The organism is uncultured Croceicoccus sp. (assembly GCF_947496385.1).
Lineage (GTDB): Bacteria > Pseudomonadota > Alphaproteobacteria > Sphingomonadales > Sphingomonadaceae > Croceicoccus.
This window is the reverse complement of the sequence record NZ_CANMCP010000007.1, coordinates 113,911-132,035: the sequence shown is the minus strand read 5'-3', so window position 1 is coordinate 132,035 and position 18,125 is coordinate 113,911. Positions and strand designations below refer to the sequence as shown.

Genomic DNA, 18,125 nt, shown 5'->3' with positions numbered 1-18,125 from the left:
GGCCGTCCCATGAAACAAGCATAAAATTTGACTTGCCTATATCTACGACAAAATTTCGATACCGAGCCAACCCAGTGTTCCTGCCCCTTCCTCTGGAGGCCCAAAGCCTCGGTCAAATAGGGAGAACAGTCCATCCCATTTATTGGAAGAAGAAGTATTCAAGCTGGTGCCGTCGGTAGGGGGCACGTCAGCATGCGCCAATTTGCACAAATACGACAGAACCAATCTTCAATAAGGATCGACCCTACACCGATCAAGTGGCGGATTATCTAGGCGACATGCGAATTGCACCGTCGAGGCGGATCACCTCACCATTCAGCATCGGATTGCGGATGATCGCCTCGACCAGCTGCGCATATTCCACCGGCCTTCCAAGCCGGCTCGGATGGGGAACCATCGCACCCAGTGCGTCCTGCACATGCTGCGGAAACCCTTCGACCATCGGTGTCAGGAAGATGCCCGGCGCAATGGTCATGACACGGATCTTGTGCTGGGCAAGGTCGCGCGCGACCGGCAGGGTCATGGCAACCACGCCGCCCTTGGATGAGGCATAGGCCGCCTGGCCGATCTGCCCGTCATAGGCGGCAACGGATGCCGTGTTCACGATCACGCCGCGCTCGCCATCGATTTCTTCGGCGGCGGCAACGCGGGCGGCGAATTTCGAAATGACATTGAACGTGCCGATGAGGTTCACCTCGATTGACTTGCGAAAGGCATCAAGCGAGTGCGGCACGTTCTCCTTGCCCACCGTCTTCATTGCCGGTGCGATGCCAGCGCAATTGACGAGAATGCGGGCAAGCCCATGATCCTTTTCGGCTGCGTCCAACCCGGCGGCCACGCTGGCCTCGTCGGCCACGTTGACGCTCACGCATTTACCACCGATCTCTTTCGCAGCGGACTGGCCCGCCTCCTCGTTCAGGTCGAATATTGTGACCTTGGCGCCATTGGCGGCCAACATTGCCGCCGTCGCCTTGCCAAGGCCCGATGCGCCGCCCGTGACGATGGCGGCCAGCCCCCTGATTTCCATGAAATAGTATCCCTCAGTTCAATGCGATGGCCATCGCGGTGGCTTCACCGCCGCCGATGCACAGCGAGGCAACACCACGCTTCAGACCCCGGTTTTCCAGTGCAGCGATCAGTGTGGCCAGTATGCGTGCACCCGATGCACCGATCGGATGCCCCAAGGCGGTCGCGCCACCGTTCACATTCAACTTGTCCGCCGGGATATCGAGTTCACGCGACGCAATCATTGCGACAACGGCAAACGCCTCGTTCACTTCGAAGAGATCGACGTCATCAACGCTCCACCCCGCCTTTTCCAATGCCTTGCGCATTGCGGGGACAGGGGCAGTCGTAAACTTTTCCGGTTCGTGCGCATGGGCGGCCGTGGCGACAACGGTCGCCACGACCGGCAAACCCAGCTTTTCTGCAACGCTCCTGCGTGTCATGACCAGTGCGGCAGCGCCGTCAGAGATCGACGACGCGTTGGCGGGCGTTATCGTCCCGTCTGCGACGAATGCAGGCTTGAGCGACGGAATCTTGTCAGGCCTTGCCTTCCCCGGCTGTTCATCTGTATCGAAGACAATATCGCCCTTGCGGCTTTTCACGGTCACAGGCGTAATTTCGCGGGAAAAGGCACCGCTTTCGATCGCGGCATTGGCGCGTTCGAGCGAACGTATCGCATAGTTGTCCTGGTCCCCGCGTGTGAACTGGTAGTCGCGTACGGCCGCTTCAGCAAATACCCCCATCGCCTTGCCCGGTTCGTAGGCATCTTCAAGGCCATCCATCATCATCGTGTCGACGATGCGGTCATGGCCAATGCGTGCCCCCGAACGGTGCTTGGGCAAGGCATAGGGCGCGTTGGTCATGCTTTCCATGCCGCCCGCCACGATGATGTCCGCAGCGGCAGCGGCAAGAGCCTCTGCCGCCATGATCGCGGCCTGCATTCCCGATCCGCACATCTTGTTCACGGTCGTCGCCTCGACCGAGCGCGGCAGACCAGCGCCAAGGGCTGCCTGACGTGCAGGCGCTTGTCCTAGGCCTGCCGGCAAGACGCAGCCCATGTAGATTCGATCGATCGCATCTGGCGAGACACCGGCGCGTTCAACCGCAGCCTTGACCGCCACAGAACCGAGTTCGGTGGCCTTGACCGAGGCGAGCGCCCCCTGGAACCCCCCCATCGGAGTGCGGGCATAGCCCGCGATAACGACCGGGTCGTCTGTCATGCCAATTCTCCAACAAGGGCGCAGGTGGCTCTCATTCCCAAGCGCGAGTTAATATCTCCAAACGTTAACCTGCCCACAGCCGGGTGATTGATCCTCGGAATTATGCCAGCAAAATTCACCAATGTTCTTGTCGAACTATCCGCAGCCTCGTCAGACTGCAGACCCACTCTGACGCTCGCCTCATCGGTTAAATTAGGTGTACAGAAGACAGGTCCGATTGCGTCCGCAGTGAAGCGGCCCGAACGCTCGATCACATCGGAAATAAATAGCCTTTCTCCTTTAGACGCTAGCAACCTGGCAGAAGCCAAACTTAAGCTGGAGGCTCCTCCGGCGACAACAGCCGGCATGTTCTCGAGTTTCACGTTTCGGACTCAATAATCTTCAGCATATGCAGATCAGCCTCTTGGCCCAGCTATCCCATGGGGATTGCGATCGGAACAACGCGCAACTCAGCCGGAATGTTTTCCGATCCGATCACTCCGTCAATCGTTTGCTCGTGATGATAGATGAAATGTTCGGCCCAACACACGGGGATCCCGTCGATACCGCCATTGGCCAGTGCTTGATGCATTCCGGCGAGCGCTTCGAGATCTTCGCCGATGAAGCTCCGGAAGAATGTAAGCGTGCTTTCGTCGAGCTGCGGGTCGTCCTTGCCGCTGCCAGTCTTGACGAAGGTAACCTCCACCTTGGTGCGACCCGGATCGATTGGCCAGACCATGACGATCGGAAACAGATATTCGGCAATCGGGAAGGTTGCATTCGGGAACACATTATAGCTGCGCTGCGCAAGCTTGGAAATTTCCGCAAGCTTGGCTTCCTGCTCTTCCGCCGTGTCGTTCTCCGACTTGAAGAAGGCCGCCCCCATTCCGCGTGTAAGCTCACCGCGCGACTTGATGGCGATGGCGGTGTGACCGTTCTTGACCGCCTGCAGAGCGGAGGTCTTGGCGTCGATCACCTTGTCGATCGTGTTCTCGTGAACATATTTCGCGTGATAATTCTCAGCGAAATTGTCTTGTACGCATTTCCAGTTACAATCGACCTCAAAGCTGAAGCGATCGAAAAGCGTCAGATCATTTAGCGGAACATCTGCCCACAGCGACGGAATGTCGGTTAGGAAGTCCATCAGCGGCTCGGCCCCGAGATCGAAGTTCACGAAGACGAGGTTCCCGAAAGTTTCACAACGCAGCTCCTTCAAGCTGCGCTTCTCCTTGTTCAGATCAGAATAATAGTGCTCATCGGGCACGAATTGCAAATCACCCTGGAGGTCGTAGGTCCAGCAATGGTACAGGCATCGCATGTTAGGGGCGATCCCCGCCTCGTCCTTCATCAGCTTGGAACCGCGATGCTGGCAAACATTGTGGAACGCGCGCAGTTCGCCATCCTTGCCGCGGATAACCACGACCGGACTATCGTTCAAAGTGTAGGTTCGATAGCTGCCGTTTTGAGCAAATTCGTTCGCCAGTCCAACGAAGAGCCACGTCTTCGTCCAGAGGTGGGCTTTCTCGATATCGTAGAACTCCTGGCTGGTATATCGGGCAGCAGGAATGTCGGGCATTGCGGGAAAGGCCTCGGGATACCTCTTGGCCTTCATGTTCTCTGTGACGGTCTGCCACATGGATTGAATGCGCTCGGGCGTCTCGATGGTCATGATCACTTTCCCTAGTTTATGGTCTGTCGACTGTTCTGAAGCCAGGCACCCACTTTCGCCATCCCCCTAGGGGGGGACCGTGCCTCGTCCCGTCCTGAAGGGACAGAGCTGCGAAGGAAACCGCATTAGTGTCCTGGCAACGACCTATGGTGAGAGGACCACATTTTGCCTCAGATCTTGACGAGCGCCGCTGGCGCGCTGGATGGCTTGCTATTTGATGGGATGACCATCGTTGCCGGAGGGTTTGGCCTCTGCGGAATTCCCGAAAATCTCATCGAAGCGCTGCGTGACAGCAATGTTCGCGATCTGACGGTCATTTCAAACAATGCCGGTGTCGACGAATTCGGCCTCGGTTTGCTGCTTCAGACGCGCCAGATACGCAAGATGATCAGCTCATATGTCGGCGAAAACAAGGAATTTGCGCGGCAATATCTTGCGGGGGAGCTTGAGCTGGAGTTCAATCCGCAAGGAACTCTCGCCGAACGCATTCGCGCTGGCGGCGCCGGCATCCCCGCTTTTTATACCAAGACCGGCGTCGGAACGTCAGTGGCAGAAGGCAAGGAAGAGCGTGACTTTAAAGGCGAACGCTACCTGATGGAGACCGGGCTTTTCGCGGACCTGGCGCTGGTGAAGGCATGGAAGGCCGACCGCAAGGGCAACCTCTTGTTCCGCAAGACAGCGCGCAACTTCAATCCGATTGCCGCGACTGCAGCAAAAATCACTGTGGTAGAGGTGGAGGAGCTGGTCGAGGTTGGCGCGATTGACCCCGATCACGTCCACACGCCCGGTATCTATGTTGATCGGATCCTTACCGGGCAATCGTTCGAAAAGCCGATCGAGCAGCGTACGATCAGGGCGGGAGCGGAATAATGGGCTGGACCAGAGAGCAGATGGCCGAACGCGCGGCGCGTGAGCTGAGCGATGGTGACTACGTTAACCTCGGAATCGGCGTTCCCACGCTGGTGCCCACTTTCATCGATCCGGCGATCGAGGTTACATTTCAGTCGGAGAACGGGATGCTCGGTGTCGGCCCCTTCCCCAACGAACAAGAGGTCGATGCCGACCTCATCAATGCGGGAAAGCAGACCGTTACCGCCCTGCCCGGCGCTTCCTTCATGAACTCAGCAGAAAGTTTCGCCCTTATTCGTGGTGGGCATGTCGACCTGTCCATCCTGGGCGCTCTCGAAGTGGCCGAGAATGGTGATCTGGCAAACTGGAGCATTCCCGGCAAGATGGTCAAAGGCATGGGCGGAGCGATGGATCTGGTCGCAGGCGTCGACCGGATCATTGTCCTGATGGATCACCTTGCGAAGGATGGCACGGCAAAGTTTCGCAGGGCCTGCGAACTGCCGCTCACAGGCGCTGACGTGGTGGATATGCTCATCACCGACCATGCCGTGTTCGAGCGCAAAGGCCGCGGTGCTGAACTGTTCCACCTGCTCGAGCTTGCACCGGGAGTGGCACTGGAAGAATTGCGATCAAAGACGGAAGCCAGCTTCATCGCCTGACCGGCGGCCTAATTCATCCATAGCCCGCCATCGACGTTGAGGGTCTGACCGGTCACGAATGCGCTCTGGTCACTGGCAAGAAACAGCACGGCACGCGCGCAGTCCTGCGCAGTCCAGATACGGCCCATGGGGGTCATGGCGATCTGCATCTCCTTCACCGTCGGTCCGTCAGCAGGAATCCTGCCTTCGTAGTCCCGTTGAACCTGGTCCCACATCTCCGTTTCGACAGCGCCGGGGGCAATAGCATTCACCCGGATGCGGCTTGCCGCCAGCTCGGTTGCACATCCCTGGGTTAGCCTGATCACCGCAGACTTGCTGGCCGAATAGGCAATCGACCCTGCCGACGCACGTCGACCTGCGGCAGAGGCAACATTGACAATTGCTCCCCCGCCGCCTGCTGCGGTCATGGATCGCGCTACCGCTTGCGTCACGAACGCAGCGCCTTTCACATTGACGGCGAACAGCCTGTCCCATTCCGTTCGGTAATTTCGGGCAGAAACTGCATGCGATAGATGCCAGCGCAGTTCACGAGGATATCGATCTGGCCTGCTTCCTCGCAAACGGAACCGACGACGCTGCCGACATCCTCGATGTTTGACACATCGAGAGCGCGGATATCCCATGCGGCACAACGGTCAGCTCTCACCTCGGCGAGACGGGCGCTGTCCAGATCGGTGGCGAACACGCGGGCCCCTGCACGCTCAAGGCACAACGCGATCTCGGCCCCCACGCCACCGGCCGCGCCAGTCACCAGAGCAGTTTGCCCGCTCAAATCGCAAGGGGCAGAAAGGTCAGCCATTCATGCGCCTTGGCGGAGCGAAAAGTCTGCGGGTCGCTTCTCCACGAAAGCTGCGAGCCCTTCCCGCCCCTCCGGCCCGGTCGCCTGCGCCTTCACGCTTGCCGCTTCACGCTGCATCTGGCTCACCGGGTCGGCGAGATGGCTGTCGAGGAGCAGTCTGCGGGTCGCAGCATATGCTCCGACCGGTCCGCGCGCCAGTTCGGCGGCGACTTTCGCGGCTTCGGCCTGCAGATTGGGATCCTCGCCGTCAACAACCCGCGTGACGAGACCCAATGCTGCCGCCTCCCCGCAAGACAATCTGCGGTTTGTCAGCGCCATTTCCTGCGCGAGCCGGAGACCGACCAGCCTTGGCAGAATCCAGGTCGATCCGCCATCGGGCGAGAAGCCGATCCCTGTATAGGCCATCGAGAAATGCGCTTTGGGCCCGCAGAGCACGATGTCGCCGCACAGCGCCAGCCCCAGCCCTCCCCCGGCCACGGGGCCATTCACGGCCGTGACGAGGGGCTTGTCCATTTCAAGCAGGGTCTGGACTGCAGCATGCAGTGACGTGGTGAGGGCTTCGATGACCTGGCCCACCTTGTCTCCGGCCGCCACCATGGCCGAAATATCGCCACCGACGCAGAAGAAACGGCCGGAGCCCGTCAGGAGAACGCAGCGAACCGAAGCGTCTTCGGCGAATGACTGCACGGCATCCAGCAGCCCGTTGGCCAGTTCGATGCTGAGGGGATTGCCTTTGTCTGGCGCGGCGAGCGTGATCTTTCCCACCCCGTCTTCGATTGTCGTCACGATGGGCGGGGATGCAGTGTCACTCATGAATGGCTCGCCTTCCTATGCTGCGCGACTGTTCGCAATCGACGCATCGGCACCCTTGATGATGTCGGCTGCCTTTTCCCCGATCATGATGGCCGTCGCATTGGTGTTTGTGCTGGTGATGGCCGGCATGATCGAAGCATCGGCGATGCGAATGCCCGTGAAGCCTTTGACCATCAGGTCAGGACCGACCACTGCGTTATCATCTTCGCCCATGCGGCATGAACCAACCGCGTGATAGCCAGGTGCGACATGCTTGCGGATAAAGCTCGCCCATTCGTCGTCACTCGAGGGGACCGGATTGGGATTTCGATCTGCGACGACGATCTCCTGCATGGCTTTCGTTTGATAAAGCCGGTCGACAAAACGGCAGCCCGCGACAAGGGTTTTCATGTCTTCGGGGTCGCCGAAGAATTGATGTTCCACTCTCGGCTCGCCATTTTCCCCGAGAAACACTCGCCCCCGACTTTTGGGATGACATACCGACGCATAGAGCGTTACGATCTTTTCCTTCGGCAACCCGCTGGAATCCCATGCCTCGGCGTTCGGGTCCGCATCGTATCCGAGCGGCATGAAATGCACCTGCACATCGGGTTCGTCCAGATCGGGATCGGTTCTAATTAACCCCATCGCCGGTACGGCTGGCGTAGACAGGGGTCCTGTACGGTTCAGCAGGTAGCGCAAGGCATATCCGGCCACGTGCCAGGGCCTCATACGGCTGTTAAGCGAATGTCGGTTGATGAACTTGTTTTGCCCGACACCTGGATGCTCCTGCAGGTTCGCGCCGACACCGTCTCGATCGGCGATTACGTGAATCCCCAGATCCGACAGATGATTGGCAGGACCGATGCCCGAGCGCATCAGCAAACCGGGAGTGCCCATTGCTCCTGCAGAAAGGATCACTTCGCGGGAAGCCTTGGCCTTCATAGTCTGGCCGTCCTTCACGAACGAAATGCCCACGGCCCGGCGCCCGTCGAACAGGACCTTGCGAGCCTCTGCACCCGTCAGGACGGTCAGATTGGCGCGCCCTTTTGCTGGGCGGAGGTAGGCCTTTTCCGTGCTGCACCGCCACCCGTCCCGTTGAGAGCCGTGCGTGAGAAACACCCCGTCAAGATTACCGTCCTGATATTCGTCGAGTGTCGACATGCCGGCCTGGTTGCAGGCCTCAAGGAAGGTATGGGTAAGTAGATGGTATCCATCGCGCATCGGTGAGGTCGATTGAGGGCCGTTCGATCCATGCGCCTGGTTGGGCTCCCCAGCCCAGCCTTCCGATCTGAGGAAGTAGGGAAAGACGTCCGCAAATCCCCAGCCCTTCGCCCCTAGCTCCTCCCAACGGTCATAATCGCGCCGGGTGCCACGGACATAAACCATTCCGTTGATGGCGCTGCCTCCACCAAGGCCCTTGCCTCCGGACCAAGCGAACTTGCGCCCCTCGATGGTCGGATCGGGCGACTGCGCATAGGTCCAGTCATATCGCTTGTTGCCGATCAACTGAACGACTCCTGCGGGGATCTGCACGATCAGGGAGCTGGTGTTCCCGCCCGCTTCGAGAAGCAGAACTCGCGTCCGACCATCCTCGCTCAGGCGGTTGGCAAGAACTGCCCCCGCACTTCCTCCGCCTACAATCACGAAGTCAGCCTGAAAAACGGCGTCCTGGCTCATGTCGAATGCTCCTTGGTCTTTTGTCTCGCTTCGGAAGCCATCAGGAGACTGCGACCTGTGTTAGTCGATCTTCGCGCAATTGCTGTCGGCGTACCTTGCCCGCGTCGTCGCGCAGTCGCTGACGGGTGAATTCGAAACTTCGAGGGATTTTGTAGGTCACAATCCTCTCTCTCAGGAAAGCAACCAGCGTTTCACTATCGGGTTCGTCGAGCCCGTGTGCTTCGAGATCCTCGACCACCTGCACGATCGCATGTACCCGTGCGCCCAAGTCGGAATCGGGCAGGCCGATCACGACAGCTTCAGCTACAGCCGGGTGCGCCATGAGCGCCCCTTCGACTTCCGCGGGAAAGACATTGGCCCCGCCTGACACGATCATATCGGTGCGGCGATCGGCAATGTAGAGATAGCCCTCATCGTCCATCCATCCGAAGTCACCAATCGTTTCAAAGCCTCCGGCAATAGTCCTCCGCTCCGCCCCGATATAACTGTAAGTGGACCCGGCTCCGCTTGCAGGCAGCGCGAAAATCTCGCCGATCTCGCCCTGCGGCACTTCGGTACCCTCGTCGTCGACGATCTTTATTTCGCTGCCGACAGCTCGGCCTACGGACCCGCGATGCTCGAGCCATTCCGTTCCGTTGAGGATTGCCGTCACGATCCCTTCGGTGCCGCCATAGAGCTCCCAGATCGTTTCCGGGCCCAACCAGTCGATCCACTCCTGCTTGAGCTCGGGCGGCATCGGCGCGGCCCAGTGCCAGACGGTCTTAAGCGAGGACACATCGTACTTCGACCTGACCGCTTCCGGGAGGCGCGAAATGCGCATCATCATGGTAGGAACGAAGCTGGTCCAGGCTATCGAGTGCTCGTCGATGAGACGAAGCGCCTCTTCGGGATCGAAACGCTCCATGCCGATAACCGGATGACCTTCGAACAAGGCCTGAAGGTTCGTTGTCATCGGCATGTTGTGATAGATTGGCCCTGTGGCGAGGATTGGTCCCTCGGACGGAAATCGCAGGGGCGGCTTCTTCTCGTCATCGAAAGCATTCGGACCAGGCGACACGATAATCTTCGGGCGCCCCGTCGACCCTCCGGACGACATCGCCTTCCAATTGTCGGCGAGCACTGGCTCCAAGGGCGAAAGATCATCGCAATCGCTACCCAAGTCGGCGGCGAATGCCCCGAGCGAACTCTGCAGATGAGGATCGCTTGCTACGACCATGGCGGGCTTGGCAACTTCGATGATCGCTCGCAATTCGGCTTCGGGTAGCCGATAGGAAACGACGTGCGGTGTCGCGCCAATGCGCCAGAGTGCGAACAACCACTCATAGATATGCGAGCCATTGGGCAAGGCAAGCGTCACCAGATCGCCAACCCCTAATCCGCGTTCTCGCAGAGCGTGAGCGCGGCGAAGCGAGCGAGCCGCTAGCTCACCCCAGGTAATGACATCGTCCCCATGCCGAATTGCCCATGCGTCGCGGCCATGCTTTGCAGCGCCGCGAGCGGGAATTTCTGCGAGCATAATCAACGCCACGCGCAGGCCCTCCAATCAATAATCAAGACGTTCACGATGCGTCCTGCTTGCGGTCATCGTTGCGTTTGAACTTTTCGCGAACCGCCGGCGGCAGTCCGGTCGGGTCGATCGGCAGACCGAAAACCTGTTCGTTGTGCGAGTGGCTGAGTTGGTGAAGCGCGAAGCTGGTGTTCATCGCAGACACGCGACCTTGCGCATCCTGCGCCGCATTTACCGCTTCCTTCAGAAGCTTGAGCGCAAAGGAAGGCTTAAGCGAAATCTTCCGTGCCAGATCGAGTGTGGATGCCTCCAACTCCTCAAGGGGCACGACGTGGTTGACCATGCCCAGTCGGTGCGCCTCACTGGCATCTATGTAGTCGCTCGTAAAGAGCATCTCCTTCGCTTTACGAATGCCAAGCTCCCAAGGATGCTGAAAGAATTCAGCTCCCGCAATTCCTATCGCAGCAGTGTTGTCTGCGAACATCGCATCGTCTGACGCGACGATGAGGTCGCACGGCCAGATGAGCATGAGGCCACCGGAAATGGCTTTCCCTTGAACCTGTGCGATTGTCACCTTCGGAATGTTGCGCCAACGTTCGGACAGGCCGAGAAACATCTCTTTCTCGATGCCCATTCTGCCTTCCGCACCGCCGCAGCCGAAACCGCACCAGGTACCAACCGGATCCCATTGCTCCATGCCGGCCATGAAGGCATCCATGTCCAGGTCGTGACCGGCCGAAAAATGAGGCCCACGCGCCGCAAGAATAATTACCTTAATTGCGTCATCGCGCGCACACAGATCGAACGCATCGTTCAACTCGTACAACATAGTCGAACTTTGCGCGTTGCGCGCCTCGGGCCGATTGAGGACAATCCTCGCTACAGCGTCCGCCGGATGCTCGAGAAGGATTGTTTCAAAAGATCTGCTGGCAGTGTTCGACATTGGCATCCTCGCAAAAAATGAGAGGCCGGCGCAAGGGAGAGGAGATGCGCCGGCCCCTTGGTCGGCTCACGAATTGGCTTCGCGGCCTTCACCTGCTTCGGCGCGATCCTTCGGATAAAGGCGGCGCAGAGTCTTGTAGTGATCGCTTTCTTCGTTGCTTTTGTCCCAGACCATCCAGCCGCGATCGAGGTGAGCGAGCGCCTGCAGGGCCATGCCGTATCCGACCCCAACCTGGTCATTGAACAACTGTTTCCAGCGATCGACAAAGCACTGGCGCGTATATCGCAACGTCAGGTCATCATAGGTTGCCATCTGATGCGCGAGCTCCATGGCGCGCGGCATCAACTGGTCGGGTTCGAGCACTTCGTTGACTACGCCAAGCTGAAGAGCCTCCTGAGCATCGATGTGCTGCCCCGTCATAAGGAAGTATTTCGCGCGGTTGATGCCGATTAGCTCCTGCCAAAGAATATGAACGCCATCGCCGGGGACTTCACCTGCAGTAAAATGTCCTTCGTCGGCAAAACGGGCTGTTGTCGAAGCGAGATTGATATCTCCTAGGACCATCAGCTCACCGTGGATCAGCGCCGGTCCATTGCAGGCACAGATGATCGGCGCCTCGATCTCGAACATCCGGCGGAACATCATCTTCTCGCCCCAAGACGGAACGTCGAAATCGCGCGGTGTCGTGATCGGGGCGCCCCATTCACCATGACGGTCGATGAAGACATCGCCAGTGCCTGTGAAGACGACAACGCGATTGCCGCGGTCATTGCCGATATCCGTGAAGGCAGGCGCCCATTCCTGGTGATGCTGCGCGCCGTACAGTACGGGACCATCATTGCTGTGCCAGCGCACAGTCAGTACCCCGTCATCAGTTCTGTCGAACTTCAGGGTCTCGTATTTATCGAAATATTCCGGGCGCGTTGCCATTGTAATCTCCGTTCGTGTTCAAAAAAGCTGGGTGCCAATCAGGCGATGACCATTCCCCCGTCCACCGACAGGGTGGCGCCGGTGAGGTAGGATGCTTGCTCGGAGCAGGCCCAGACGACGGCCGAGGCAATCTCGTTCGATGCCCCCGCCCGCTTCATGGGGACCGAGCCCTGCACATATTCGTCGATACTGAAAAAACCCTCGTCGGCCTTCTTTTCCAGCATCGGAGTCCGGACGACGCCGGGACAGACGAGGTTCACCCGGATGCCCTGCTCGGCATATTCGAGCGCAGTCACCTTTGTGAGGCCGACCAGCGCATGCTTGCTGGCGACATAGGCAGAAATATAGGGAGCGGCACGTAGCGAAGAGACCGAGCCGGTATTGACGATTGCACCCCCGCCCGAGTTCAGCATCGCCTGAATCTCATATTTCATACACAGCCAGACGCCGGTCGTATTGACCGCAAATATCCGATCCCAGAGTTCACGTGTGCAATCGACCGTGCTGCCTGTGTCGGGAGAAATGCCGGCGTTGTTATGCGCGGCATCAAGACGCCCATATTTCTCGACAACGGTTGCTATGGCATTCGCCACCGACTCTTCGTCGCTCACGTCGGTTTTCAGGACCAGAGCCTCGCCTCCGCCTTCGACGATGAGTTGGGCCGCCTCCTCAGCCATGACCGCGTCATGATCAAGGATAGCCACACGTGCACCGCATTCGGCAAACCCAAGTGCCGTAGCCCGTCCGATGCCGCTGCCGCCCCCCGTGACGAGGGCGACACGACCGGCAAAATCGATATTTTTCAATTACTCTCTCCCGTCCCGTGGCTTCCTTCCGGGATTATTTGCGCATGTGTTCCGGGAGACGGTCATCGGGGATCGGTGGCCGGTAATCACTCGACTGACCGTTGGTGATGCAAACGCGTTGCAATGTCCGCGTCTTGCCTGGAACAAGGCCACCGCGCGCGTGATGGAATGCCTGGTTCGACCAGATCACCAGGTCGCCATTGCGCCAACGGTGCTCATAGATATTGTCGTCATTGTAGAGATGCTCGTGAAGTTCACCGATGAGCTCTTCGCTTTCCGCTTCGCTAAGACCAACGATCAGCGCGGTGTTCTGCTGCGTTGCATAGAGCACTTCCCAGCCCGTGATCGGATCGACGTGGATGATGTCATGCTCGGCACGAGGCGCGTTTTCAGGATAACCCTCGATCCGCTGACGGCCGGTCAGCCCTTCCTCGCTGGAGGAAAAAAGGTTCAGTCCCTTGAGATCGCGCAGCCGGTCGCGGGTTTTCGGCGACAGCGATTCCAGTGCCAGCTTGCCACTGGCAAACCGGGTCCAGGTCTCTTCATACGGCACTTCGATTCCATGCAAAGAAATGCCGAGAAGCGGGACCGGAGTGTAGATGAAGTCGGAATGGAAAGAGACTTCGGAATCGCCCAGCAATCCATCTTTCCGGGTATTTGAAACATAGCCGACGGTCGTGAAATCCTCGAGCAACGGGCCGAGGCGGGCCATCACGCGCTTCTGTTCGTCCTGGCTGAGCTCCTGCTCGCGAAAAACGAGAAACCCATGCTCCTTGAACAGTTCAGCGACCGTCTCGTCGTTCGAAGGGTCGTTGAGATCGAGTTCGACTTCGACACCAAACGGCTTGATTGGGTCGACCTTTACCGATGAGGTTGTTGGCATCGTTCTACTCCTTGCGCATTTTGTTCTCGACAGGTCGGACAGCTCTGCGCCACGAGCGGCCTGGCCGAAGGCATGAAAGTTTCAGTAGACATCGCGTTGGTATCGCTTTGCTCGGCGCATGGTGTTGAGGATGTTCTCGGCACCGCCAACGTCCAGCTGCTTGTTTCGTGAAATTGCCTGGACAAGGGCATCGTGGACGTCGTTCGCCATACCGGCATCGCCACAGATGTAGATGTGGGCACCCGCATCGATCCAGGCCACGATATCGTCGGCGTGCTCCGCGATACGATGCTGCACGTAGACCTTCTCGCTTCCATCGCGCGAAAATGCCGTGTCCAGACGCGTCAGAATGCCATCCGAAAGATATCCTTCGAGTTCCTCACGATAGAGAAAGTCGAATTCCCGGTTCCGCTCACCAAACAGCAGCCAGGCCTTGCCGCGACTCGTCTCGCAGGATCGTTCCTGCAGGAAACCCCTGAAGGGTGCGATCCCGGTGCCGGGGCCGATCATGATAATCGGTGTCGTTGGTACAGGAAGCCGAAAATGCTCGTTGGGCTGAATGTATACTTGAACCTGCGAGCCGACGGGTGCGCGCAGGGCAAGCTGCCCTGTCGCGACGCCGCGCCGCGCTTCACCGTGCAGTTCGTACTCGACCGGTGCAACCGTCAGGTGGACCTCTCGGGCAGTAACGCGCTGGCTTGACGCGATCGAATAAAGCCTCGGCTGTAGCGGCCGGAGAAGCGAAATGAACTCTTCTGCACTTACACCTTTTGCAGGGTACTGGCGGACCACGTCGATCACATGATGGGCATGCATGAACGCGATCCGCGCCTGATCGTCCGATTGCAGCGCTTCCAGCTCAGTCGAAGAGGCCAGCTTTGACCACCCTTCGATGAAGCGCGGCGTCAACGCACAGATTTCATAGGATTCAGCCAGCGTACTGGCGACCGAAATCATTCGCCCGTTCGATGGCACCTGTGTTGCCGGATCGAAGGACAAGGCCTTCAACAGAGCATCGACAACGCCATCATCATTATGCGCGATCAATCCAAGCGCGTCGCCCGGTGCATAGACAGGAGGTTCGTCCATGAACTCAAGCGCGATATGCCGGGTGGCCTTGGTGGATCCCGGCGCTGTCAGTATCCGGTTTTCCGTCACGCGCGCGGTAAGCGGTTCGTACCGCGGCGATCGCTCGACCGATCCTGCGATTTCCGCTTCTGCGGCAGGCTTTGCAGCTTCCTCGCCGATGAGTTTGGCCAGGACAGAACCACGCCATTGCGCGGCTGTATCCTCGTAATCGACATCACAGTCGACGCGGTCCTGGATACGTACAGCACCTGCCGTAGCCAGCGCGCGGTCGAGCCGCTTGCCAGCCTCGCAATATTGTTCGTATGTGGAATCTCCCAGGGCGAGAACCGAATAGCGCAGGCCCGACAGATCGGGACAATCGTCGCTTTCGACCGTCTCGAAGAATTCCTCCGCGGTATAAGGCACTTCCCCCTCGCCCGTCGTGCTTGTCACGAACAGCAGCACATCGAGTTCGCCGAGATCTCCCAGATCGAAATCGGCGACATCCTGACAAGTGGCTGTGAGGTCGGCGGCCTCGGCTTCGCGCGAGAGCGCACCTGCCACGTCCTCGCTCGCTCCGGTCTCGGTCGCGTAGAGGATCGTTACCAGTTTCGGTCGCTCGGTCACAGTCACCGTCACAGCTTCCTCGACAAGGGTTTGTGCGCCTGCATCAGCAGACCAGACATCCCGCCCGTCAGCCACGATTGATCGATCGGCCGTCAGCATCGCGACCCCATCGATTCAAGCGCGGGAAAGGCGGGCGCGGAATTCATGCCGACGCTTCTTTCGATTCTTCGACGATAAGGAAAACGCTGTCACCTTCGACCTCGACCGGATAGGTCCGGACCGGAATCCAGGCCGGCACGCCGGTGACTTCGCCAGTGAGAAAGCTGAAGCGGGAACTGTGCATGGGGCATTCCACGCTCTCGTCGCAAAGATAACCTTCACTGAGCGATTCATCTTCGTGCGTGCAGCGATCGTCGATCGCGCGGAACCCGTGCTCTTCCAGGTGGGCGACGCAGATCGTCCGGCCTGCCGCCTCGATCTTGGTCATTTCGCCAACCGGCAGATCGCTTGCCTTGAGTACTTCAACCCTGCTCATGCCACTTTACTCCAATTGTCCAGGATCACCGGGAAAGAAACGAATGTCGGGATCTGGTCACGTGGATCATCCGAATGCTTGAGAGGCAGCGTCCGGATCTGCTGATCGGGATCGCGCCGGATACCCGCGCGGAACAGGCCCTGAACCATGCGCAAATGGCTGCCGCTCTTGCCGTCGTTGCCGAGCACGGTACGCAGACCCAGGCATTGATGCGGGCCAGTGGCGAAGGCGAGACCATAGCGATTGATGCCCTCGGGAATTGCCCGGTCCGGATTGAACTGGTTCGAGTCATTCCCGAACACGTTCGAATCCCGCCCCGCACGCGCAATATAGGCATGGATTTCGTCGCCAGCCTTGATATCGACTTCGTCGGCATCGACATCGTCAACTGCGAGCCGCGTAAGATAGGGAATAAATGGTGCGCGCAAACGCAGCGTTTCCTGGAGCGCATTGGAAACGAATTCCATGTCTTCGATACGCTGGCGATCCTCGGGATGTTCCTCGAACCAGCCGATGAGATAGTCGACCGTCGACATAACGGCCTGCGCACTCGTACCCGTGGTCGCGACGAAAAACAGGATGGCTTCCTTGACCCCGGTTTCTTCGTCGGCATAATCCTCGACTGCTTCGGTTGCGATCATGTGCAGCAGATTGAGCGGCACCTCGTCTTCAGACAGATCTCCGGCTTCGACCCGTGCCAGCTGGCTCTTCGCAAACTCGAGTGACGGCTTGTAGAATTCCTCTACGAATACCTTCCGTGCTTCGAGTCCGGCATTGGTCACTTCTTCGCGATTTTCGAAATGGGCCGCGCTCAGGCCACCGAAGATGGGCAGCGCACAACCGCGCAAACGCGCCATGCCTTCCTCGGACTCGACGCCCTGGATGCCGATGATCTTGGCCGCAAATTCGAGGAAGATGAGCTCGACTACGCCCGCCAAATCGATGCTGAAGGTGCCATCGGCATTTTCTTCTGCCTTGCGCCCCATCCAGCGCTGGACTGCCGGAAGGATGATTTCCTCGCGGTAATGTACGAGCTGCTCCGGCCGCACAAGTTGGTTAAGGAGCCGGCGACGCTTGCGGTGTGCATCGCCCTTGCTCATGGCAAGGTTACCCTCCTGAAACGCCTTGACGTTGATGGCCCCCAATTCGTCCGGGTGGAGGTAATTGTCTGCGGAGACGTTTGCATCTTCTTCGACGGCCTTGGAACGCAACACCTTCTGCAGAACATCGAGCTTTTCAATTTCGACGCGCGAAAAAGGGCATTGTCCGGCTTGCGCCGATGAATCGGATGCCATTTAAGTTCTCCTCTGCCTGTAAGGAACAGTCGCCAGGGCGATGCCTCACCATGTGTTGGACTAAACATAGAAGCTGGTCCGACCTTCGTATGTCACCGATAGTGGGGACCGCCTCAAAGCTCGTCAGAGCGCCGACCATCCTCCGTCGACCGGCAGGAAGATACCAGTCACGAAGGCTGCATCCGGCGACGACAGGAAAATGACGGCATTCGCGATGTCACGCGTCGTCGCAAGCCGCTTCATCGGGTGCATGTCCGCAATCGCCTGACGCGCGGCAACCTCCGCATCGGCATCGAGACCGGAGAGGCTCTGCTTCATCATGCCCGTGGGTGTCCCACCTGGAGCCACACAGTTGATGCGAATATTCTGCTCGGCATACTCGATGGCAGCGTTCTTGGACATTCCCAGAACAGCCGCCTTGCTGGCCACGTATGCGGTTTGCATCGCCATCGAATGAACGCTGAGAAACGATGCGGTATTGACGATCGCGCCGCCGGAATCCTGCTGCAGCATCAACTGAATCTGCTCACGCATGCAAAGCCACACGCCCATCACGTTGATCCGCAAAACCCGTTCGAATTCGTCCACGGGGATGTCCGCGGCTAGGCTAGAAGACTGGGTGATCCCAGCATTGTTGAAGGCTACGTCGAGGCGGCCGTTGATGGAATGAGCTTCCTTGACGGCTGAACGAACCGAGTTCTCATCGCCAACATCCGCGATGATGGGATGAAACCTACGCTCACCATCTCCCAGCATATTGCCGGTTGAGGTCAACCCGCCTTCGGACAAGTCTATCCCCGCCACAGTCGCACCTTCGGCAATGAATGCGGCAGCCGCCTCTTGGCCGATCCCGCTGCCGGCACCCGTGATCATTACAGTTTTTCCGTCGAAGCGCATCTTTGTCGGTTCCTTTGCCAAATTCGTCGTGCTCGGACCTGG

At 58.7% G+C, this 18,125-nt stretch carries 16 protein-coding genes and 1 pseudogene; 2 read left to right on the top strand and 15 right to left on the bottom strand.

Translation table 11 applies throughout. The features are described from left to right. Positions 1 to 265: 265 nt before the first annotated feature. The 3 genes from Q0897_RS12220 to Q0897_RS12210 form a co-directional block, all read right to left on the bottom strand. The gene (locus Q0897_RS12220) at positions 266 to 1,027 is read right to left on the bottom strand and encodes an SDR family NAD(P)-dependent oxidoreductase (protein WP_299309722.1); all 762 of its coding nucleotides are present in this window, start codon (positions 1,025 to 1,027) and stop codon (positions 266 to 268) included. A 13-nt stretch (positions 1,028 to 1,040) separates the two neighbouring features. Then, positions 1,041 to 2,225 carry an acetyl-CoA C-acyltransferase gene (locus Q0897_RS12215; RefSeq protein ID WP_299309721.1) on the bottom strand — a complete coding sequence of 395 codons (1,185 nt, stop codon included), beginning with the start codon at positions 2,223 to 2,225 and terminating at the stop codon, positions 1,041 to 1,043. 412 nt (positions 2,226 to 2,637) lie between these two features. Next, positions 2,638 to 3,873: an aromatic ring-hydroxylating dioxygenase subunit alpha gene (locus Q0897_RS12210; RefSeq protein WP_299309720.1), complete on the bottom strand. Its 1,236-nt coding sequence runs from the start codon at positions 3,871 to 3,873 to the stop codon at positions 2,638 to 2,640. A gap of 162 nt (positions 3,874 to 4,035) precedes the next feature. Here Q0897_RS12210 and Q0897_RS12205 point away from each other — a divergent pair, with 162 nt between their 5' ends. Further along, a complete protein-coding gene (locus tag Q0897_RS12205) occupies positions 4,036 to 4,743 on the top strand; it encodes a CoA transferase subunit A (protein WP_299309747.1) in 708 nt (235 codons plus the stop codon). Then, the gene (locus tag Q0897_RS12200) at positions 4,743 to 5,381 is read left to right on the top strand and encodes a 3-oxoacid CoA-transferase subunit B (protein WP_299309719.1); all 639 of its coding nucleotides are present in this window, start codon (positions 4,743 to 4,745) and stop codon (positions 5,379 to 5,381) included. The genes Q0897_RS12205 and Q0897_RS12200 overlap by 1 nt, the downstream gene beginning before the upstream one ends. 11 nt (positions 5,382 to 5,392) lie before the next feature. Here the strand turns inward: Q0897_RS12200 and Q0897_RS12195 are convergent. The 12 genes and pseudogenes from Q0897_RS12195 to Q0897_RS12140 form a co-directional block, all read right to left on the bottom strand. Continuing rightward, positions 5,393 to 6,132, bottom strand: a pseudogene (locus Q0897_RS12195) (SDR family oxidoreductase); the annotation flags it as partial. 48 nt (positions 6,133 to 6,180) lie between these two features. Then, complete coding sequence (locus Q0897_RS12190) at positions 6,181 to 6,993, bottom strand: enoyl-CoA hydratase-related protein (RefSeq protein ID WP_299309718.1); 813 nt, start codon at positions 6,991 to 6,993, stop codon at positions 6,181 to 6,183. A gap of 15 nt (positions 6,994 to 7,008) precedes the next feature. Continuing rightward, complete coding sequence (locus Q0897_RS12185) at positions 7,009 to 8,652, bottom strand: GMC family oxidoreductase N-terminal domain-containing protein (protein ID WP_299309717.1); 1,644 nt, start codon at positions 8,650 to 8,652, stop codon at positions 7,009 to 7,011. Between the two features lie 40 nt (positions 8,653 to 8,692). Next, the gene (locus tag Q0897_RS12180) at positions 8,693 to 10,195 is read right to left on the bottom strand and encodes an AMP-binding protein (protein WP_082379174.1); all 1,503 of its coding nucleotides are present in this window, start codon (positions 10,193 to 10,195) and stop codon (positions 8,693 to 8,695) included. 16 nt (positions 10,196 to 10,211) lie between these two features. Further along, positions 10,212 to 11,102, bottom strand: a complete 891-nt coding sequence (locus tag Q0897_RS12175) for an enoyl-CoA hydratase (RefSeq protein WP_299309716.1) — start codon at positions 11,100 to 11,102, stop codon at positions 10,212 to 10,214. Positions 11,103 to 11,168: 66 nt separating this feature from the next. Next, positions 11,169 to 12,032, bottom strand: coding sequence for an enoyl-CoA hydratase/isomerase family protein (locus Q0897_RS12170; RefSeq protein ID WP_010237091.1), 864 nt, complete (start codon positions 12,030 to 12,032; stop codon positions 11,169 to 11,171). A gap of 38 nt (positions 12,033 to 12,070) precedes the next feature. After that, entirely contained in the window at positions 12,071 to 12,838 is a 768-nt protein-coding gene (locus tag Q0897_RS12165; protein ID WP_299309715.1) for a glucose 1-dehydrogenase, read from the bottom strand. A 34-nt stretch (positions 12,839 to 12,872) separates the two neighbouring features. Beyond that, positions 12,873 to 13,721, bottom strand: coding sequence for a TauD/TfdA family dioxygenase (locus Q0897_RS12160; protein ID WP_299309714.1), 849 nt, complete (start codon positions 13,719 to 13,721; stop codon positions 12,873 to 12,875). Between the two features lie 81 nt (positions 13,722 to 13,802). Continuing rightward, on the bottom strand, positions 13,803 to 15,515 hold the full coding sequence (locus tag Q0897_RS12155) for a flavodoxin domain-containing protein (protein WP_299309713.1): 1,713 nt from the start codon (positions 15,513 to 15,515) through the stop codon (positions 13,803 to 13,805). A gap of 43 nt (positions 15,516 to 15,558) precedes the next feature. Continuing rightward, positions 15,559 to 15,891, bottom strand: a complete 333-nt coding sequence (locus tag Q0897_RS12150) for a non-heme iron oxygenase ferredoxin subunit (RefSeq protein ID WP_299309712.1) — start codon at positions 15,889 to 15,891, stop codon at positions 15,559 to 15,561. Further along, positions 15,888 to 17,186, bottom strand: a complete 1,299-nt coding sequence (locus Q0897_RS12145) for a cytochrome P450 (RefSeq protein ID WP_299309711.1) — start codon at positions 17,184 to 17,186, stop codon at positions 15,888 to 15,890. The genes Q0897_RS12150 and Q0897_RS12145 overlap by 4 nt, the downstream gene beginning before the upstream one ends. Before the next feature lie 123 nt (positions 17,187 to 17,309). Further along, entirely contained in the window at positions 17,310 to 18,083 is a 774-nt protein-coding gene (locus Q0897_RS12140; protein WP_299309710.1) for an SDR family oxidoreductase, read from the bottom strand. Positions 18,084 to 18,125: the final 42 nt, after the last annotated feature.

What these genes read in the sequence shown, in the direction of transcription:
- Q0897_RS12220 (WP_299309722.1), bottom strand. Translation starts at nt 1,027, where the DNA reads ATGGAAATCAGGGGGCTGGCCGCCATCGTCACGGGCGGCGCATCGGGC.
- Q0897_RS12215 (WP_299309721.1), bottom strand. Translation starts at nt 2,225, where the DNA reads ATGACAGACGACCCGGTCGTTATCGCGGGCTATGCCCGCACTCCGATG.
- Q0897_RS12210 (WP_299309720.1), bottom strand. Translation starts at nt 3,873, where the DNA reads ATGACCATCGAGACGCCCGAGCGCATTCAATCCATGTGGCAGACCGTC.
- Q0897_RS12200 (WP_299309719.1), top strand. Translation starts at nt 4,743, where the DNA reads ATGGGCTGGACCAGAGAGCAGATGGCCGAACGCGCGGCGCGTGAGCTG.
- Q0897_RS12190 (WP_299309718.1), bottom strand. Translation starts at nt 6,993, where the DNA reads ATGAGTGACACTGCATCCCCGCCCATCGTGACGACAATCGAAGACGGG.
- Q0897_RS12185 (WP_299309717.1), bottom strand. Translation starts at nt 8,652, where the DNA reads ATGAGCCAGGACGCCGTTTTTCAGGCTGACTTCGTGATTGTAGGCGGA.
- Q0897_RS12175 (WP_299309716.1), bottom strand. Translation starts at nt 11,102, where the DNA reads ATGTCGAACACTGCCAGCAGATCTTTTGAAACAATCCTTCTCGAGCAT.
- Q0897_RS12170 (WP_010237091.1), bottom strand. Translation starts at nt 12,032, where the DNA reads ATGGCAACGCGCCCGGAATATTTCGATAAATACGAGACCCTGAAGTTC.
- Q0897_RS12160 (WP_299309714.1), bottom strand. Translation starts at nt 13,721, where the DNA reads ATGCCAACAACCTCATCGGTAAAGGTCGACCCAATCAAGCCGTTTGGT.
- Q0897_RS12155 (WP_299309713.1), bottom strand. Translation starts at nt 15,515, where the DNA reads ATGCTGACGGCCGATCGATCAATCGTGGCTGACGGGCGGGATGTCTGG.
- Q0897_RS12150 (WP_299309712.1), bottom strand. Translation starts at nt 15,891, where the DNA reads ATGAGCAGGGTTGAAGTACTCAAGGCAAGCGATCTGCCGGTTGGCGAA.
- Q0897_RS12145 (WP_299309711.1), bottom strand. Translation starts at nt 17,186, where the DNA reads ATGGCATCCGATTCATCGGCGCAAGCCGGACAATGCCCTTTTTCGCGC.
- Q0897_RS12140 (WP_299309710.1), bottom strand. Translation starts at nt 18,083, where the DNA reads ATGCGCTTCGACGGAAAAACTGTAATGATCACGGGTGCCGGCAGCGGG.